The organism is Exiguobacterium sp. BRG2 (genome assembly GCF_031844245.1).
Taxonomy (GTDB): Bacteria; Bacillota; Bacilli; order Exiguobacteriales; family Exiguobacteriaceae; genus Exiguobacterium_A.
Genome location: NZ_JAUZUW010000003.1, coordinates 227,605 through 247,917 on the forward strand (window position 1 = coordinate 227,605; position 20,313 = coordinate 247,917).

14 protein-coding genes and 1 other annotated feature are annotated in these 20,313 nt (G+C 48.4%); all 14 genes read left to right on the top strand.

The window, feature by feature from the left end; translation table 11 throughout:
• Positions 1-30: 30 nt before the first annotated feature.
• The 14 genes from lon to Q9R23_RS06270 all read left to right on the top strand — a co-directional run bounded on the left by lon (position 31) and on the right by Q9R23_RS06270 (position 20,296).
• Complete coding sequence (gene lon / locus Q9R23_RS06205; protein ID WP_311246613.1) at positions 31-2,340, top strand: endopeptidase La; 2,310 nt, start codon at positions 31-33, stop codon at positions 2,338-2,340.
• A 1-nt stretch (position 2,341) separates the two neighbouring features.
• Complete coding sequence (gene yihA / locus Q9R23_RS06210) at positions 2,342-2,923, top strand: ribosome biogenesis GTP-binding protein YihA/YsxC (protein WP_023468975.1); 582 nt, start codon at positions 2,342-2,344, stop codon at positions 2,921-2,923.
• A gap of 183 nt (positions 2,924-3,106) precedes the next feature.
• Entirely contained in the window at positions 3,107-6,154 is a 3,048-nt protein-coding gene (locus tag Q9R23_RS06215) for a hypothetical protein (protein ID WP_311246614.1), read from the top strand.
• Positions 6,155-6,901: a response regulator gene (locus tag Q9R23_RS06220; protein ID WP_214852987.1), complete on the top strand. Its 747-nt coding sequence runs from the start codon at positions 6,155-6,157 to the stop codon at positions 6,899-6,901.
• Positions 6,901-7,920 carry a HEAT repeat domain-containing protein gene (locus tag Q9R23_RS06225; protein WP_290755018.1) on the top strand — a complete coding sequence of 340 codons (1,020 nt, stop codon included), beginning with the start codon at positions 6,901-6,903 and terminating at the stop codon, positions 7,918-7,920. The genes Q9R23_RS06220 and Q9R23_RS06225 overlap by 1 nt, the downstream gene beginning before the upstream one ends.
• Positions 7,910-9,343 (top strand): glycosyltransferase family 2 protein, encoded by a 1,434-nt coding sequence (locus tag Q9R23_RS06230; RefSeq protein WP_056062594.1) that lies wholly within the window; start codon positions 7,910-7,912, stop codon positions 9,341-9,343. The genes Q9R23_RS06225 and Q9R23_RS06230 overlap by 11 nt, the downstream gene beginning before the upstream one ends.
• Positions 9,344-9,370: 27 nt before the next feature.
• A complete protein-coding gene (locus Q9R23_RS06235; protein WP_311246615.1) occupies positions 9,371-10,513 on the top strand; it encodes an AI-2E family transporter in 1,143 nt (380 codons plus the stop codon).
• Positions 10,514-10,727: 214 nt separating this feature from the next.
• Positions 10,728-12,068, top strand: coding sequence for a glutamyl-tRNA reductase (hemA, locus tag Q9R23_RS06240; RefSeq protein WP_035406423.1), 1,341 nt, complete (start codon positions 10,728-10,730; stop codon positions 12,066-12,068).
• A gap of 83 nt (positions 12,069-12,151) precedes the next feature.
• Positions 12,152-13,078: a hydroxymethylbilane synthase gene (gene hemC, locus Q9R23_RS06245; RefSeq protein WP_214852993.1), complete on the top strand. Its 927-nt coding sequence runs from the start codon at positions 12,152-12,154 to the stop codon at positions 13,076-13,078.
• Positions 13,068-13,748 carry a uroporphyrinogen-III synthase gene (locus tag Q9R23_RS06250; protein WP_290755013.1) on the top strand — a complete coding sequence of 227 codons (681 nt, stop codon included), beginning with the start codon at positions 13,068-13,070 and terminating at the stop codon, positions 13,746-13,748. The genes hemC and Q9R23_RS06250 overlap by 11 nt, the downstream gene beginning before the upstream one ends.
• Complete coding sequence (gene hemB / locus Q9R23_RS06255) at positions 13,745-14,734, top strand: porphobilinogen synthase (RefSeq protein ID WP_311246616.1); 990 nt, start codon at positions 13,745-13,747, stop codon at positions 14,732-14,734. The genes Q9R23_RS06250 and hemB overlap by 4 nt, the downstream gene beginning before the upstream one ends.
• Positions 14,731-16,041: a glutamate-1-semialdehyde 2,1-aminomutase gene (gene hemL / locus Q9R23_RS06260; protein WP_290755011.1), complete on the top strand. Its 1,311-nt coding sequence runs from the start codon at positions 14,731-14,733 to the stop codon at positions 16,039-16,041. The genes hemB and hemL overlap by 4 nt, the downstream gene beginning before the upstream one ends.
• Positions 16,042-16,095: 54 nt before the next feature.
• Positions 16,096-16,325 (top strand) — a binding site (T-box leader).
• Positions 16,326-16,375: 50 nt separating this feature from the next.
• The gene (locus Q9R23_RS06265; RefSeq protein WP_396136357.1) at positions 16,376-19,012 is read left to right on the top strand and encodes a valine--tRNA ligase; all 2,637 of its coding nucleotides are present in this window, start codon (positions 16,376-16,378) and stop codon (positions 19,010-19,012) included.
• Positions 19,013-19,066: 54 nt separating this feature from the next.
• Positions 19,067-20,296, top strand: coding sequence for a bifunctional folylpolyglutamate synthase/dihydrofolate synthase (locus tag Q9R23_RS06270; protein ID WP_311246617.1), 1,230 nt, complete (start codon positions 19,067-19,069; stop codon positions 20,294-20,296).
• Positions 20,297-20,313: the final 17 nt, after the last annotated feature.

Genomic DNA, 20,313 nt, shown 5'->3' on the forward strand with positions numbered 1-20,313 from the left:
TCCGAGTCTTTTTGTTTAGGAGGAATTCGAATGAAGAAAAAACAATATCCACTTTTACCGTTACGCGGTGTCGTCGCGTATCCGTTGATCGGATTGACGATTGATGTCGGGCGTCCGGTATCCTTAAAAGCCTTACTTGCATCAAAGGAACACGAGATCGATCTCGTCGTCGTCACGCAACGTGATCCAGAAGCAGAGCCGTCTGTCGACGGGTTGCATCAGGTCGGTACACTTGTTCAAATCGCGAAGATGAGTGAACTTGGGAATGATACAGTTCGTGTCCGCGTTATCGGGAAGGAACGCGTCCGGATTGAAAACGTTGAGGAGACGGACGAAGGATATCAAGCAGTCATCGAACCAATCGAGAAGATGGACATCAAAGGGGCGAAACAAGAAGCGCTCGTTCGTCTAATTAAAGAACAGTTCGGTCAACTCGTCTCTCGGATCAAAGGTATCGGAACAGATGAGCGTCGTCGGTTCGAGACCTATGAACGTCTCGACTCATTGACGGACTATATCACGTCGAAGTTACCGATCGATATCTCGAAGAAACAGGAGTTCCTCGAACAACAGGATCCGGTCCAACGGGGATTGATGTTGCTTGACGTCATGAAACATGAATATGAAGTCGTCGAACTCGAACGTGAGATGCGTGAACGGACGAAGAAGACGATTGAACAATCGCAACGCGAGTATTACTTGCGGGAACAATTGAAGACGATTCAACAAGAACTCGGTGGCGAGTCGGCATCCGTTGAAAGCGATGCGACGAAATACCGGGAGCAACTGTCCATGCTTGATTTACCGGAAACGACGGTTGCGAACGTCGAGAAGGAAATCAGTCGTTTAGCTGTCGTACCGGCGACAAGTCCCGAACATGGGGTCATCCGCAACTATCTCGAGTGGTTCTTCTCGTTACCATGGAATGAGACAACCGATGATTTCTTGAACGTTTCAGCAGCTTCGGAACAGCTCGAAAAGGATCATTACGGTCTAGAAAAGGTCAAAGAACGAATTCTTGAGTATCTCGCTGTTCGTCAATTGACGGATTCGCTACGGGGTCCGATTCTCTGTCTTTCTGGTCCTCCGGGGGTCGGGAAAACGTCGCTTGCTCGCTCCATCGCAACAGCGCTCGAGCGGAAGTTTGTCCGCGTCTCACTTGGTGGCGTGCGCGATGAAGCGGAGATCCGTGGACATCGCCGGACGTATATCGGTGCGATGCCAGGTCGAATCATCCGCGGTTTAAAACAAGCAGGAACGAATAACCCGGTCTTCTTACTGGATGAGATTGATAAGATGTCAAATGACTTCCGTGGTGACCCATCGTCCGCGATGCTTGAAGTTCTTGATCCGGAACAAAACAACAGCTTCTCCGATCACTACATCGAAGAACCGTTCGATTTATCAAATGTCCTCTTCATTGCGACAGCAAATGATGTCTCGAACATCCCAGGACCGTTGCTCGACCGAATGGAACTGATTCAGATTGGTGGCTATACGGAACAAGAGAAGACGGAAATTGCCGTTCGTCATCTATTATCGAAGCAACTTGCTGAACACGGTCTGAAAAAGAGTCAATTGACGGTCAAAGCAGACGCGCTAGAAGAAGTAGTTCGTCGTTATACACGAGAAGCCGGTGTCCGTAATCTTGAACGTGTCCTCGGCTCACTTTGCCGGAAAGCAGCAAAACAAATCGCGATGGGTGAGAAGAAGCGGGTGACGGTGACGAAGCGTAATCTAGATGATTTCTTAGGTAAACCGATCTACCGTTATGGTCAAGGCGAGCTAGAAGATATGATTGGCGCAGTGACTGGTTTAGCGTATACTGCTTTTGGGGGCGATACGTTGACGATCGAAGTCAGTCTTGCTCCGGGTAAAGGGAAACTGCAGTTAACCGGGAAACTCGGTGACGTCATGCAAGAGTCCGCTCAGACTGCGTACAGTTTCGTCCGAGCAAATGCGACGTCCCTTGGCATCGAACCGAACTTCTACGAAACACAAGACATCCACATCCACGTCCCTGAAGGTGCTGTACCAAAAGATGGTCCATCTGCTGGTATTACACTGGCAACAGCACTGATTTCCGCCTTGACGAAGCGTCCGGTTCGCCGGGACGTCGGGATGACAGGTGAAATCACACTACGCGGACGGGTCTTACCGATCGGTGGACTAAAGGAAAAGTCACTCGCAGCACATCGTGCGGGCTTGACGACCGTTCTTCTACCACAAGATAATACGCGGGACATCGATGATATCCCGGAAAGCGTCCGCGCAGGAATGGAATTCATTCCGGTCGCGACGATGGAGCAAGTGCTCGAACATGCATTAAAAGGAGAGTAACATGAAAATTTATAAAGCTGATTTTATTACGAGTGGTGTTAATCCGGAACATTATCCGGAGCCATTGTTGCCAGAAGTGGCACTCGCAGGGCGATCGAATGTCGGAAAGTCCTCTTTCATCAATAAACTGGTTCAGCGAAAAGCACTCGCGCGGACATCTTCGAAACCAGGTAAAACGCAAACCTTGAACTTCTTTAACATCAATGATGAAGTCATGTTCGTCGATGTACCGGGTTACGGGTATGCGAAAGTCTCGAAGACGGAGCGTGAAGCGTGGGGCAAGATGATGGAGAAGTACTTCACACAACGTGAAATCCTCAAAGGTGTCGTACAGCTCGTCGACATCCGACACGATCCGTCTGCGGATGATGTGACGATGTACGATTTCTTGAAGTATTACGATCTACCGGTCATCGTCGTTGCGACAAAACTCGATAAAATCAAAAAGAGTCAACGTGATAAACATATCGCGGCAATCAAACGTAAATTGCAATTTGATGGTCAAGATACCTTAATTCCTTTCTCATCTGAGACAGGAGAAGGCGTCGATGCCGCATGGGAAGCGATTTATCGTCTTCTGTAAAAAACGAAACGTTCTGTTCTCCTACAATAGGAGAGCAGGACGTTTTTTTTATGAGGGTTAAAGTAATCTAAAAATAGCATCTAATTATTTCCTTACAACATTTTTGATTTCCATTATATGAACATCATTTGATTCACGTTACAATGATAGGAACAAATTGTTCTAGTGGGAGGCTATGCCAATATGAGGCGTTATAAATGGACGTTCGCAATCGTCGTCTTACTCATTCTGACACCATTTGCCATTTGGTTCTTGAAGCAGGAAAAGACATTAGACATTGCGCTATTTGATTACACGAACGGAACGGAAGAGCGAGAGCATGCCGGAACGACGTGGTTATTGAATCACTTAAAGATCCGAAATACGCAAGGGCAAGATTATACGTATTCGGACTACATCAACCGGTATGATGGTACACAAGGTAAAAAAATGTTACAACAAGCCTCTAAAGCAGATGTGCTGTTGTTTACGGATACGTACGGAAAATCATATGACGTCAACGGGGAAAAAGAACATCGTGGTGGCTTGACGACAGAAGACGTCGAGCTCGCAACTGAAGCGATTTCGCAAGGGAAAACCGTCGTGGCGGAATTTAATACAGCAGCAAGTCCGACGTCAGTCGAGCGGTCCAATGCGTTTCGACAATTATTCGGGACGGCTTGGACAGGATGGATAGGTCGATTTTTCCCAGATTTAACAAAACTGCAAGGTCTTGAGAAAAACGTCGTAGCTCAATTAAAAACACAAGCGAAAGAAAAAGAGTTCAAACTATCAGGTCCGGGTTATGTTTTTATTAATGATTCGACCGAAAAAGCTTTTTTCGTCAATGATGACACTCCTTTACTTTATAAGTGGGATCAAAATAAGGGGAATGCAAAAGATGAGGTCCGTTATAACTACTGGTTCGAGATTCTTGAACTAGATGGCGGGAAACAACAAGCGCATTTCTCTTGGAATCCTTCGAAACAGACACAAGCAATGCTTCGAAAATACCAGTTGCCGCTTGAGTTTCCAGCGTATGTCACGCAAGGAAGTGGTCACTATTTTGCCGGTGATTATACGGACGTCGCGGATATCCCACGTTATTATCGATACAGTGGTCTCGATTGGTTCCGCAAACAGTTCATCCTCGATAGTGCGGAAAGTGAATCGGCGTTCTTCTGGAAGATTTACGCCCCGACGCTGACGCGGATTCTTGAAGATACGAAACGGATCTCGACACAAACTGCGAAGATCAAACCACTTTCACAAACGAAGGTCGGTAATCAAGAGTTGCGGACCCGAGCTCGTGAAGGACAGGACACACTTGAGATGTATCAAGATGGTGAATGGAAGCCGTACTTCGTTAAGGGTGTCAACATTGGACTTGGTCGACCAGGTGCATTTCCCGGGGAACATGCCATCAGCCGAAACGAATATGATCGTTGGTTGAAGGAAATCGGAGCGATGGGGGTCAATACGATTCGTGTGTACACGTTGCACCCTCCTGCTTTTTACGATGCATTAAAAGCTTACAACGAACAGGCGAAACAACCGATTTATCTCATGCAAGGCATGTGGGTCGAAGAGAAGCCGTTCGAGGAACTAAAAAATGCATTTGATCCAAAGTTCATGAAGATGACAGATACGGAAGCAAAACGAATGGTTGACGTCATTCATGGAAACGCAGTCGTTAAAGAAGTTGTTGGTCATGCTTCCGGAACATACACTTCAGACGTCTCGCAATACGTTTCAGCATTTGTCTTCGGAATCGAATGGTTACCGGAAGCTGTCGTTGAAACAAATAAAAAGAACAAAGGAACACGTTTCGAAGGACAATATGTAACGACGACGAAAGAAGCGTCTCCTTTCGAATCGTGGTTAGCAGGTCGGATGGATACGGCGACTGCACACGAAATCAAAGAGTACGGCACAACACGACCAATCGGTTCGACGAACTGGCCGACGACGGATCCGTTGAAACACCCAAAAGAGATTGAGGAAGAACAGGACCTCGTCTCCATTGATTTCAATCACTTAAAAGCAACGAAGGATTTCCCGGGTGGCTTGTTCGCGTCTTACCACATCTATCCGTACTATCCTTCGTTCATAAAGGAAGAGTACAGTCAAAAAACGGACAAAGGATCTGAATCGTATGCCCGTTACTTGAAGAAGATGAAGGATTATCATGATATGCCGCTACTTGTATCAGAATTCGGAATTCCGAGTTCTCGCGGGAAGACGCACCTCGGACCAAATGGTTTCGATCAAGGGCATGTCAGTGAGAAGAAACAAGGCGAACTCGTCGCACAACTCTATCAAGACATTAAAGACGTCAAAACAGCCGGTGGACTCGTCTTCATCTGGCAAGATGAATGGTTCAAGCGGACGTGGAACACGATGGATTATGATGATGCCAATACGCGTCCCCGTTGGTCGAATGTCCAGACGAGCGAACAACATTTCGGTATGCTTGGTTTCCTGCGTTCAGATATCGTCATTGACGGGAAATTGGATGATTGGAAAGGGTATGCACCAGTCGCTGAAAATAAGGATCAAGCGATATATATGACATCCGACGAAGCCTATCTCTATTTGCGTATCGACCGGAAAAAAGCAGAGCCGACGACACTTGCGCTATCGACGAAACCGAACGATGGGAATACGAAAGTCGGTCCGTTGATGCTTGACGAAGGAGCGGAATATCGCCTGACGATCGATCAGAAGGCGCGCATCGATGTCGATGCTCGTTATGATATCTTCCGTTATCACTATGGTCTCAAGATGCCGTTTGAGATGGTAAAACCACCGTCTGATCAAAAAGACAGCGGTAAGTTCGTTCCAATTTATCAAATGCTCGATTATGCAAGACGCGACCCGGTGACGAAAAAAATCGTCAAACCAGCCGTCAAGTGGGACACGGGTGTTTTACATGAAGGAGAACCAGACGATATCTTGACAGATATCTCAGATATCACGAAACCAACCGTAGAGCTCCGTATTCCATGGATGGTCTTGAATATGCGAGACCCTAGTAAACATGAAATCATCGGTGACTTCTGGAAAGATGGATTAGAAGCGAAGATGATTACGGAAGGAATCGAAGTCACAGGTCAAGTTGGTGAGACACGTATCCCTGAAAAGGATCGTGGTTTCTACAACTGGGCAGAGTGGACGAATCCGCAACAGCGAGAAGAACTGAAACCTGTCTATCGGACGATGAAAAAAGCATTCACTGAGGGAGGAAACTAAATGCGACGTGAAGAGATGTGGAAAATAATCAATCAGTCGTTTGAATCAACAAGTCAAGATCGTGAAGTCAGTTCGTCGATTGAATGGACGGAAGAAACCGTCCGGCAATCGTCGACGAATACCTTGTTCGTGCACACAGTTGGACGAATGCCGGAGACGGTCAATGGTCTGATCGAAGAGGGATGGTGCGTGCAAACGGACATCTCTTATGCCGATGTCGTTCTCGCAAGCGAACCTGTCATCGAGGAACGAATTCCCGTCGTGTATTTTAATACGGAGACCTCTTTCTATGGTTTAGAAAATGCGCGAGAAATTCTACCGGCGACACTATCGCGGGAGCTTGTCCTTGACCGGCTAGCGCGTTATAAGAAAATCCATCATATCGCGGATGTCGTCGTCGTAACGGAAGATCCGCATATCCGTCGGATGATGGAACGGGAACTGACGGAACGCTTCGAACGGTTCGTCACATTCGAACGAGCAGAGACATTCCTTGACGAGTACGTAGCATCCCGTCCGTACTTACTCGTGTTTACGTCAGCATTACCACGAGCAGATGGGCTGGAATTACTACTGCGAGCAAAACAACAGAGTGTCGCACCGTTCCAATCGATGATGATCTCGATGTACAACCGTGAACGCGATCATGTTCTTGCGATTGACCGAGGTGTTGATTATATTATGACCCTTCCCTTAAAAATCGAAGAATTCCGCGCGTGGATTCGAAAAGTTGAGGATGGCCGATGATGCAGGCGATTCTAGTATTTATCGTTGTACTCGTTTTCTTACAAGGTGGAGCATTGGTCTATCTCGTCGTTCAAAAACGAAAACGTGCCAACCGCGAGCATTCCCGTAGCGATTGGCAACTTGCTTTTCGAGATGACATCTACGACTATGCGACAGGTGAACGTCAGGACATGCCGACGGTTCAAAAAGGAAACGAGGATTTAGCTGAGCTTGAGCTCTTCGCACTGTCTAACTTGACGGCAACACCGGCACATCTCGAACGAGTGCAAGCTTTTGTCGCTGCTAATATGCAAGCCTATTACGAACAACAATTGAAGCATCACCGTATTGACCGTCGCTTGAACGCTTATGAGGCCGTCTCTCAATTCCGTTTGGTAGCAGTCGCACCGATGATTCATGCGCGTTGGGGAAACACGATTGAAAAAGAAGAGAGCGATGTCATCGTTCGGACCCTCGTCTCACTATCACCGCAAGATGCAATCGCCATCGCCAAGCAAGAAAATGGGATTAGTTTCTTCGGTGCGATTCTTGCGGTCGGTCGTAGTCAAGACTTAGAGGAATGGGTGGCTGTGTTTGAAGAATTGACACTGTCTTTTAAGTTAGCGATCCTTCAGTTGATCTTTGATCGCGATGAGACACGTTATATCGCACTCGTTCGTGACAAGACGACAGATGAAAATCCAGAAATCCGAAAACGTGCCCTTCGTGCGCTCACGCGAATCGGGCTTGAGGAGGACTGGAAGTTATATGTGCCTTACTTGGAAGAAGAATCAAGTTGGGTTGAGCAAATGCTTGCCCTTCGTTTCTTAGAACATGTCGTTCCAGCCGATGCGATACCAGCGATCTTGCCGTTTGTCGGTAGTCGATCGTGGTGGGTCCGGACGGCTGCCTTTGATGCGCTGCTTGCTTGTGGCGGGATCGAACAATTGGCGAAGGTATCAAGTACACATCCCGACCGCTATGCACGTCAAAAAGCTACAGAACGGTTGGCAAAGGAGATGAAGCATCATGTCGTCTGAGACAATCCAAGCCATTATTGAAGTCCTTTCATGGACAGTGTTGATTTATATGTTACTCGTCATCGTGTTCTATTCGATGCTTTACCTGATTTCAGCTCAAATGGTGCGACGGCAACGCTTCCGTCGGAAAGAGAGCTCTTACTTGCCACTGATGCGCTCTCTCTATACACGGCCGGTCAGTATCCTTGTACCAGCGTACAATGAGGAATATACGATCGTCTCGAGTGTCCAAGCTTTGCTAGCACTTGACTATCCGGAGCATGAAGTCATCGTCATCAATGATGGTTCAAAGGACGGAACGATGGACGAATTGTTCCGATCGTATGAGCTGGAGAAGGAAATCCGCTATCCGAGGATTCTAATCGGTTCGAAGCCGGTCAAACAAGTCTACCGTTCGCGGATCGATAGTCGTTTGATCGTTATCGATAAAGAGAATGGTGGAAAGGCGGATGCCTTGAATGCCGGTATCGACCATTCCAGTTATCCGTATTTCTGCTCGCTTGACGCGGATTCGATTTTAGAGCGGGATGCCCTATTAAAAGTCATGAAACCGATCGTCGAGTCCGACGAAGAGGTCGTCGCGACATGCGGTTCAATCTTCCTCGTCAATGGCTGTACGATTGAAGGTGGTGAAATCGTCGAGATTCGGACACCAAAACAACGGATCGTCTTGATGCAGATGATTGAATATTTCCGAGCATTCTTATTTGGCCGCCTTGGACTTAGCCGTTTCAACATCTTATTGATTGTCTCTGGTGCGTTCGGTCTGTTCCAAAAGAACATCGTTGTCCAGGCAGGTGGATATAAGGAAGGACTTGTCGGTGAGGATATGGAACTTGTCGTTCGTTTGCACCGATACATGAAGGAAAATAAACTCGATAAACGCATCGAGTACGTTCCGGCACCAGTCTGTTGGACGCAAGCTCCGGAGTCAATGGAAGTGTTGCGGTCGCAACGGACACGTTGGCACCGTGGGCTAGCTGAGACACTCTGGACCCATAAGCGCATGATCGGTAATCCGAAATATGGTTCTGTTGGTGGCGTTTCGATGCTATATTTCTTTTTGATTGAATTACTCGGACCTATCGTTGAACTGATCGGATATTTCATCATTCCGCTCAACCTGCTCGTCGGGACGCTTAACTTTGAATTTGGTATCGTCTTATTGGTCGTCGCCTTACTCTATGGTTCCTTATTATCAGCAGGTGCCGTATTATTGGAAGAGTGGACGATGCACCGATTCAAGAACGTCAAAGAATTGATTCGGTTGTATTTATGGTCCTTGACCGAGTCGTTCTGGTACCGTCCGATTTTAGTCTTCTTCAAACTAGGTGGATTGATTCAATTCTTGACTGGTCGAGGAAACTGGGGACAGATGGAGCGCCAACGCCTCGAAGACGTCACCGAGGAAAAAGTCGGCTGACGAATAGGTATGAGGAGGATATGCTAGGTGGATTTGTTACGAAACAAATGGTTTAAAGCATTAATTTGGGTATTAGTGATTTTTCTTGTCATCTGGGTCGGTACAAAGATCTCATTTTTATTCCAGCCGATAAAAGTCATGCTGGCATTGATCTTCCCACCGCTCATTATTGCGGGTATTTTCTATTACTTCACGCTTGGGATCGTAGATGCGTTACAAAAACGAGTCAAGAAACGTGGTCTTGCCGTGTTGATCGTTTTACTTGGTTTCATCACGATCCTGACGATCGCCGTCGCTTCAATCGGACCGATCTTAGTTGAGCAGGTGACAGATTTTGCAACGAGCATTCCGACGCTCGTCATCGAATTGCGTGATCAAACGTTAAATTTACGCGATCAGCTGATGGACAATCGTTTTATCTCGACCTGGGTACATGAGAATACAGATTTATTTGATAAGTGGACGAATGAAGCGACATCGTATGTCGGTACCGTCTTCAAGTCCGTCTCGACGTCCGTTGGAACGATTTTCGGTGTCATCTCTTCGACGGTCTTAATCATTGTCTTAGTGCCGTTCATTTTAGTGTATATGTTGCTTGACGGGTATAAATTCCCTGACTCCGTCGTGAAATTGTTACCGCGTAGCTACGAAACGGAAACGCGTAAAATTCTGCACGACATGCACGTGACAGTAAAGCATTACGTCAACGGACAGGTCATCGTCTCAATCTGCGTCGGTGTGATGTCCTTGATCGGCTTTTTCATTGCTGACATTCAATATGCGTTATTGCTTGCCTTATTCTGTACGGTGACGAACATCATCCCGTATCTTGGACCTTACATCGGTGCCGTCCCGGCAGTCATTGTCGGATTCATTGATGATCCGATCAAAGCGGTCTATGCGATCATCACGATCGTCGTCGCGCAACAAATCGAATCGAACTTGATTTCTCCTTACGTTCAAGGAAAAACACTCAAGGTCCATCCCCTGACGATCATCATCGTTTTGCTCGTTGCCGGGAAAATCGGTGGCATCATCGGTGTCATCTTGGCAGTTCCGACCTATGCGGTCTCAAAAGTCGTCATTCAGAACATCGCTCGGATTTATCGTTTACGTCAGCAACGTCTCGACGTACCGGACGTGACGGTATCATCTGAATCGTTGAAGTAAAGTGTAACCCTCTGCTCTTTTTAGGAGCAGAGGGTTTGTGATTTTTACGGGAGAGGGATAAGGTAGAAGAAGAGAAAAAATGAAGAAGATTTCACAACTTCGACTCATTTTAGTTTATAAATTGATTGGAATCTTTTTTATAATGGTTATAATGTAGGATAGAGAACGAAAAGATAGATCGGAACGAAATCTTTGGACGTAAGGGGTAGAGCGCATGCATATCGTAGTGGTCGGCTTGAATAACAAAACAGCGCCTGTATCAATACGCGAACAAGTCTCATTTGGGGAGCATGAGATGAAGGGAGCGGTCGTCGCATTGCGCGATGAAAAAAGTATCTTTGAAAGTGTCATCGTCTCGACATGTAACCGGACGGAACTGTACGTCGTGACGGATCAGCCACATACAGGACGGTATTATACAAAACGTTTCCTTGCAAACTGGTTTGGTTTGACGATGGAAGAGCTCGAGCCGTATCTCTTCATCCATGAAGGATTCGATGCGATGAAACATCTGTTCCGCGTGACAAGTGGTCTTGATTCAATGATCGTCGGTGAAACGCAAATCCTTGGTCAGGTCAAGACAAGCTTCTTCATGGCACAGAAGCTTGAAACGACAGGAACGGTCTTTAACAAACTCTTCAAAGAAGCGGTCACGCTCGCCAAACGGGCTCACGCAGAAACTGGAATCGGTGAAAATGCCGTTTCTGTCAGTGCTGCTGCCGTCACGCTTGCCGAACAGTTACTCGGATCGCTTGAAGATAAATCGATTGTCGTCATCGGTGCGGGAGAAACTGGCGAATTGACGACGCTCAACTTATATGAAGCAGGAGCTCGTGACATCACGGTCTTTAACCGAACGCTCGCCAAAGCAGAAGAGGTCGCGAATCGGTTCGAAGGATCAGCGCATTCGATTAATGAAATGCAGTGCGGTTTGCTTCGGGCAGACATCGTCATTTCTTCAACAGGTGCAAAACGTGCCATCATCAAACGGGAAGACATCGCAGCAGCACAGCTGTTCCGTCACGATCGTCCATTCTTGTTGATTGACATCGCAGTACCGCGCGACATCGAACCGACCGTTGGTGACTTGCCAGGCGTTCATTTATATGATGTCGATGATCTGACATCGATCGTCCAGCAAAACATGGCGGAACGGATGAAGGAAGCGGCGAAAATCGAACAACGAATCGAAGCGGCAATCGCTGAGTTCGAAGGGTGGATGACGACACTTGGTGTCGTGCCGATCATCACGGAATTACGAGACCAAGCATTGCGGATTCAACAAGAGACAATGCAAAGCTTGGAACGGAAATTACCGGAGATGTCAAAACGTGAAAAAACCGTCATTGGTAAACACATGAAATCCATCATCAATCAATTGTTGCGTGAACCGCTATCTTACATCAAAGATGCGGCAGCGAAACCGGATGCTGATGAGCGGATTGCGCAGTTCATGGATACGTTCGCATTAAACGAAGACTTGTTTGATGGGCTCGAAGATGAAATCGTGACGTCAGAAGAGACGACACCTTCAGCAAAAGCTGTGAACCGGTGAACAAAGTACGATTTGTGTTACAATAGAAAATGCATGGGGCGGACTTGTGCCGCCCCTTTATCATTGTACAGGGGGATTTTAGCATGCGAAAAATCATTGTTGGATCGCGAAGCTCGAAGCTAGCGATGACACAGACGAAATGGGTCATTGATCAGTTGAAACAAGCCGGCGCGCCGTATGAGTTCGAAATCAAGAACATCATCACAAAAGGAGACCGCATTTTGGATGTGACGCTCTCAAAAGTCGGTGGTAAAGGGTTATTCGTAAAAGAGATCGAACAGCAGATGATTGACGAAGAAATCGATTTTGCTGTTCACAGCATGAAGGATTTACCGTCTGAACTACCGGATGGTCTCATCATCGGTGCCACACCAGCGCGTGTCGATGCGCGTGATGCCTTGATCACGAAAACAGGAGAAGGTCTTGCTTCCTTGCCAGAAGGTGCGGTTGTCGGCACGAGCAGCTTACGTCGTGGATCACAATTGCTAAAACTCCGCCCTGATTTAAAAATCGAATCGATTCGCGGGAACATCGATACACGACTTGATAAATTAAAAAATGGTCCGTTTGACGGGATTCTGCTTGCAGCAGCTGGTCTAAAACGGATGGGTTGGTCTGAAGACGTCGTCTCGGAATATCTCTCGACAGATGACATGATTCCAGCCGTCGGTCAAGGAATCCTCGGTATCGAATGTCGCGAACATGATCAAGAAGTACGTGATCTCCTGCACCTGATCCATGATCAGATGACAGAAAAAGTGGCATACGCAGAGCGCGCTTTCTTAGCGGCGATCGAAGGTAGCTGTCACGTTCCTGTTGGTGGATTCGCAACGATCAACGAAGACATGTCAACGACACTTGTTGGATTCATCGGATCCGTCGATGGAGAGCAAATCCTAATCGAGCGCGAATCAGGTCTTGACCCGATGCAACTCGGTCAAGACGTTGCCGAACGTCTGCTTGCTTCGGGCGGTCGTGAGATTCTCGCGACACTTCCGGATGACTTGTAAGCAGGTACTCTTCACGGGCAGTCGACCACCGACGACCGAGCAGATGGCGCGACTGCGCGCCGTCGCGATCGAGTCGGTGCACTATCCTGTCATTGAAACGCGACCGGTTTCGTTTACGTTGCCAAGGGGAATTGATTGGCTCATCGTGACGAGTCCGAATGGTGTCCACCGGATTGCTGATGCGTTGCCTGAATTAGCTGCAACGCGTATCGCGGTCGTCGGACGAAAGACGGCAGACGCACTTGCGAAGTACGGTCGAACAGCCGACTTCTGTCCGTCGACCTTTACAGGAGATGCACTCGTCGCAGAACTCGTACCATACTTGTCTGACGGCGATCATATCGTTTTTGCGCGAGGGAACCGCTCGCGGCAAGCACCGGTCGATCAGTTACGAAAACTGAATCGATATACGATCGAGGATATCATCACCTATGAAACCGTCACTCGTCGGCTACCTGAAGCACTTGTCAAAACAGCCACCTATATTGGACTGCAGAGTCCTTCCGCTGTCGAAGCGATTGCTCCGCTAGACCCGAAGACGACCTTCATCGTCATCGGGACGATCACGGAGCAAGCAGCAAAAGCAGCCGGACTTCAACCGATCCATGTCGCCCGTGAATTCACGGTGGACGGCATGATTGATCGTATCATTGAGGAGGAATCAGCATGAACACATTAGAATACGCACGTCACCGTCGTTTACGTCATACCGCATCACTCCGGTCACTCGTCCGCGAGAACCAGTTGCATAAATCAGATTTGATTTATCCGATCTTCGTCGCTGAAGGTGAAGATATTAAACGCGAAGTCAGTTCGATGCCTGGCGTCTTCAACTTATCACTTGATCATCTGACGGCTGAGATTGAAGAAGTCGTCGCACTCGGAATCGAATCTGTCATTTTATTCGGTGTTCCGCATGACCACTTGAAAGACGAGCAAGGATCAGGTGCGTTTCACGATCACGGGATCGTTCAAGAAGCGACACGTCTCGTTAAAAAAGTTGCTCCGCAGCTAACGGTCATCGCCGACACATGCTTATGTGAATATACGTCGACAGGTCACTGTGGAATCGTCGCCGACGGAACGGTCGATAATGATGCGTCATTACCGCTTCACGTCAAAACAGCCATCTCACAAGCTCGAGCAGGTGCCGACGTCATCGCGCCATCATCGATGATGGACGGATTCGTCGCAGCGATTCGTCAAGGATTAGACGAGAACGGCTTCAACCATATTCCGGTCATGAGCTATGGTGTTAAATACGCGTCTGCTTATTACGGTCCATTCCGTGATGCAGCGAATTCGGCACCGGGAGAAGGCGACCGGAAAGGTTATCAAATGGATCCAGCAAACCGTCGCGAAGCGTTCCGCGAAGCAACAGCGGACGTCGATCAAGGAGCTGACTTCATGATCGTCAAACCTGCACTTGCGTTCATGGATATCATTCGTGATGTGCGCGAGCGAATCGATCTACCAATCGTTGCGTATAACGTATCGGGTGAGTATGCAATGGTCAAAGCCGCTGCCTTGAACGGCTGGATCGACGAAGAACGAATCGTCCTTGAGACGATGCTTGGCTTTAAACGAGCAGGCGCTGATTTAATCATCACCTATTTCGCAAAAGACATTTGTCGTTACCTGGAGGGGTCGAAATGAGCTTAATTAACCAGAACTCAAAATCAAAAGAAGCATTCGAGCGGGCACTCCCGCTCATGCCGGGTGGTGTCAACAGTCCGGTTCGTGCTTATAAATCGGTCGGGATGACACCGATTTTCGCAGATCATGCGAAAGGATCAAAGCTCTATGATATCGACGGAAAAGAGTATATCGATTACGTCCTGTCATGGGGACCGATGATTCTCGGTCATGCCGATCCAATCGTCACGTCAGCGATTCAAGAACAAGCGACGCGTGGCTGGAGTTACGGGACACCAACGGAAATCGAATCAGCGATGGCGGAAGTCGTCATCAGTCGGGTACCGTCGGTCGAAGTCGTCCGGATGGTCAATTCGGGTACAGAAGCGACGATGGCTGCCCTTCGTCTCGCACGCGGCTACACAGGTCGGACGAAAATCCTCAAGTTCGAAGGCTGTTACCATGGTCACGGTGACTCGCTCTTGATTAAAGCAGGTTCAGGTGTCGCGACACTCGGATTACCGGATTCACCAGGCGTTCCGGCGCAAATCGCGAGCATGACGCTGACAGTTCCGTACAACGATTTGGATGCTGTCCGGATCGCGTTTGAAAAACACGGCGACGATATCGCCGGTGTCATCGTCGAACCGGCTGCTGGGAACATGGGCTTCGTGCCACCAGAACCAGGCTTCCTCGAAGGCTTACGGGAAATCACGTCGGAAAACGGCGCTTTATTGATCTTTGACGAAGTCATGACCGGTTTCCGTGTCGGATTCCACTGTGCGCAAGGACACTTCGGTGTCACACCGGACATCACATGTCTCGGTAAAGTCATCGGCGGCGGCATGCCAGTCGGGGCTTACGGCGGACGTCGTGACATCATGGAACAGATCGCACCACAAGGTCCAATCTATCAAGCGGGTACATTATCCGGGAACCCACTCGCGATGGCAGCGGGTCTAGCGACATTGACACAATTGAAACCAGAGCACTATGAAGAGTTCGACCGGAAAGCGAGCCGTTTGTCGGAAGGTTACCTGAACGCTGCGGCGAAATACAACATTCCGCTGACGACGAACCGTGCAGGCGCGATGTTCGGTGTCTTCTTCACGAATGAACGCGTCACGAACTTCGAAAAAGCGAAAACATCGAACCTTGAGATGTTCCGTTCGTATTATCAAAAGATGGCGGCGCGTGGTGTCTTCTTACCACCATCACAATTCGAAGGTCTCTTCCTGTCGATCGCTCATACGGATGAAGACATCGAGCGGACGATCGAAGCCGTCGAATTGACGTTCAAGGAACTCCAAGTTGAATTTGGTCGTTAAGCAGTTCTTGACGATTGCTTGAACTCTCGGCTAAAATGAGTAAAGAAGAAAATGGCAACAGCGATGACGGGAAGAGTAGTCCTGTATTCGTACCGGTGTAGAGAACACATCCTTGGCTGAAAGATGTGACGGGCGAACAGGAGGAAGGTCACCCCACGAGCTGGTATCGTGAGTCTTACGAGCGATATCCGTCCTCCACACGTTACGTGGCTCGAGGGCATCCGATTGTGGGTGAACTAAGGTGGTACCGCGGAAAAAAGCAACGGCTTTCTTTCGTCCTTAGCATAGGACGAGAGAAGCCGTTTTTATTATGGACAAAAAGGGAGCGATCAGGATGCAGGAATTATCAATGCCAACGAAGTATGATCCGCAGGCAACGGAAGAAAAATGGTACGACTTTTGGGTGAAAGGTGACTATTTCAAAGCCGATCAGGATCCAGAAAAAGAGCCGTACACGATCGTCATTCCACCACCGAACGTCACAGGTAAATTGCACCTTGGTCACGCGTGGGACACGACGTTACAAGACATGCTGACACGGATGAAGCGGATGCAAGGGTTCGACGTCCTTTATCTACCAGGAATGGACCATGCTGGTATTGCGACGCAAGCAAAAGTCGAACAAAAACTGCGAGCAGAAGGGCAATCACGTCTTGAAATGGGTCGTGAGAAATTCCTCGAGCAATCTTGGGCATGGAAAGAAGAGTATGCGTCAACGATCCGTGCACAATGGGCAAAACTCGGTCTTGGACTCGATTACTCGCGTGAACGCTTCACGCTCGACGAAGGCTTGTCGGAAGCAGTTCAAGAAGTCTTCGTGAAACTTTACGAAAAAGGCTTGATCTATCGTGGCGAATACATCGTTAACTGGGACCCGGCGACGAAAACAGCGATCTCGGATATCGAAGTCATCTACAAAGATATCGAAGGGGCGTTTTACCACCTCAGCTATCCACTGACGGACGGTTCAGGTCATGTTGAACTCGCGACGACACGTCCTGAGACGATGCTTGGTGATACAGCGATCGCCGTGAACCCGAAGGATGAGCGTTACGCTCACCTCGTCGGAAAAACGATCACGTTACCAATTGTTGGTCGCGAGATTCCGATCGTTGCCGATGAATATGTCGACATGGAGTTCGGTACAGGTGTCGTGAAGATTACACCTGCACACGACCCGAATGACTTCGAAGTCGGTAACCGCCACGAATTACCACGTGTCCTCGTCATGAATGAAGATGGAGCGATGAACGAGAACGCAGGGAAATACGAAGGCATGGATCGTTTCGAATGCCGGAAACAAATCGTTGAAGATTTAAAAGCAGAAGGTGTTCTAATCAAAATCGAACCACACTTGCACTCTGTTGGTCACTCGGAACGTTCAGATGCAATCGTCGAGCCGTATCTCTCATTACAATGGTTCGTCAAAATGGAACCACTCGCGCAAAAAGCACTCGAGGAACAACAAGGACCAGACAAGGTCAACTTCGTTCCACAACGCTTTGAGAACACGTATGTACGCTGGATGGAAAACATCCGTGACTGGTGTGTCAGCCGTCAACTGTGGTGGGGACACCGGATTCCGGCTTGGTACCATAAAGAAACAGGCGAAGTCTACGTTGGCAAGGAAGCACCAGCCGATCTCGAGAACTGGGAGCAAGACAACGATGTTCTCGATACATGGTTCTCTTCAGCCCTTTGGCCGTTCTCAACGATGGGTTGGCCGAACACGGACGCAGCGGATTATCAGAAATACTTCCCGACATCGACACTCGTTACAGGGTACGACATCATCGCCTTTTGGGTATCACGGATGATCTTCCAATCGTATGAATTCACGGGACAACGTCCATTCCAAGACGTCTTGATCCACGGATTGATTCGTGATTCGGAAGGACGCAAGATGTCGAAATCCCTCGGGAACGGGATCGACCCGATGGATGTCATTGAGAAGTATGGTGCCGATTCACTTCGCTGGTTCCTAACGACAGGATCGACGCCAGGGAATGATCTTCGTTTCTACTGGGAAAAGATCGAAGCAACATGGAACTTCTCGAACAAACTGTGGAACGCAAGCCGTTTTGCCTTGATGAACATGGATGGTCTAACGTTTGATCAGATTGATTTGACAGGCGAGAAATCACTCGCAGATAAATGGATTCTGACACGCTTACAGACGACGATCGACGATGTGACGCGTTTGTCGGACAAATATGAGTTTGGTGAAGCGGGACGTATTCTCTATCACTTCATCTGGGAAGACTTCTGTAACTGGTATATCGAGATGGCGAAGTTGCCGCTCAACGGAGAAGACGAAGCAGCGAAACAAACGACGCGTTCGGTTCTTGCCTATACACTCGACCGGATCATGCGCTTGATGCATCCGTTCATGCCGTTCATCACGGAAGAAATCTGGCAACACTTACCGCATGAAGGTGAGACGATCACACGTGCCGCATGGCCGACACGCGAGGCGTCACTCGACTTCCCGGAAGCTGTTCCAGCATTTGAAGCGGTTCAGAACGTCATCCGTTCGGTTCGTAACATCCGCGCGGAAGTGAACGCACCGATGTCGAAACAGATCCAACTGTTCATATCGACGAATGACGCACGTGTTCAAGACGACTTGTCGTCAAACAGCTCGTACTTGCAAAAGTTCACGAACGCGTCTGAACTCCGGATTGAAGAACAGATGCCGGCGCCAGAAAAAGCAATGAGTGCGATCGTAACGGGAGCAGAATTGTTCATCCCACTCGCTGACTTAATCAACATCGAGGAAGAAATCGCGCGCTTGAATAAAGAACTCGTCAAGTATACGAAAGAAGTCGAACGGGTCGAGAAAAAACTCAACAACCCTGGCTTCGTCGGCAAAGCACCAGCACATGTCATTGATGAAGAAAAAGCGAAGGCACTTGATTATACGGAAAAACGTCAAGCTGTCGAAGCACGCATCAACGAACTCTCACACTAATTACAGCAGTGGCTCAAGTCTCCTTGAGCCACTTTTTTTAAAGGAGCGAACAGCATGAGGACGCGAGAAGATGTATTGGATTGGTTATCGAGCTTACTAGCATTCGGCGTCAAACCAGGTCTTGAACGGATGCAAGCGATGTTACTGGAATTACAGATTGACCCGGACGCGATTCCGACGATTCATGTCGCCGGAACGAACGGAAAAGGATCGACGGTTGCGTTCTTGCGTGAGATGGGGGTTGCGGAAGGATTGCAAATCGGGACATTTACGTCACCGTACATCATTCAGTTTGAGGAACGGATCATGTTGAACGGGTTACCGATTGCAGAAGATGATCTCGTCACAGCTGCGATTGCCGTTCAAGCTGCCATCGGGCGCATCGATCCGGCACTCGGTACGGTCACCGAGTTTGAAGCATTGACGGGGCTTGCCTTCTACTACTTTGATCAGATTCGCCCGGATTTCGTTATCTATGAAGTCGGACTCGGTGGGTTGTATGATTCGACGAACGTCTTCAAGAAGCCGGTCGCAGCAATCATCACGTCGATCGGACACGATCACCAAGCGATTCTCGGAGATACGCTCCAAGAGATTGCCTTACAGAAGTTCGGCATCATCAAACAAGGGACACCGGTCATCGCCGGAAAACTGCAGGAAGAGCTGACGGTGCCGTTAATGGCGTATTGCGGGGATCGGAATGCGACGTTGAAATGGAGTCAGGAAGCCATCATCCGTTACCGATTAAAAGAGACGGGTACCTGGGCGACATATGATGGGATTCCGGAGACACGTTTAGGGCTCGAAGGCCATCATCAAGTCCACAATGCGGCAAACGCCGTCATCTGTGCGCGACGACTCGGCTGGTCGAAGGCGGCAATCCGAAAAGGACTACGGGAAGCAAAACATCCGGGACGCTTTGAGATCATCTCGCGTAAACCACGAATCATTCTCGATGGTGCCCATAACCCGGAAGGCATCACGGCACTGGTTGAACGGTTAAAAGAGGAGTCCAAACCTGTGACGTTACTTTGTTCGATTTTACGTGACAAAGACCGGGTGGCGATGCTAACGCAGTTACATAGCATTACACCAGATATTTACGAGACGACATTTGATTTTCCGCGAGCAAGGACATTCGATGAGTTAAAACAAGACGGGGCTAATGTAACGACGGTCGAAGCGTTCTTCAATCAATTAGAGATGGACCGGACATACGTCGTGACGGGATCACTCTATTTCATCAGTGAAGTACGAAGATACTGGGAATTAATTAAAAAATAGGTAAAAAGTCATAAAAG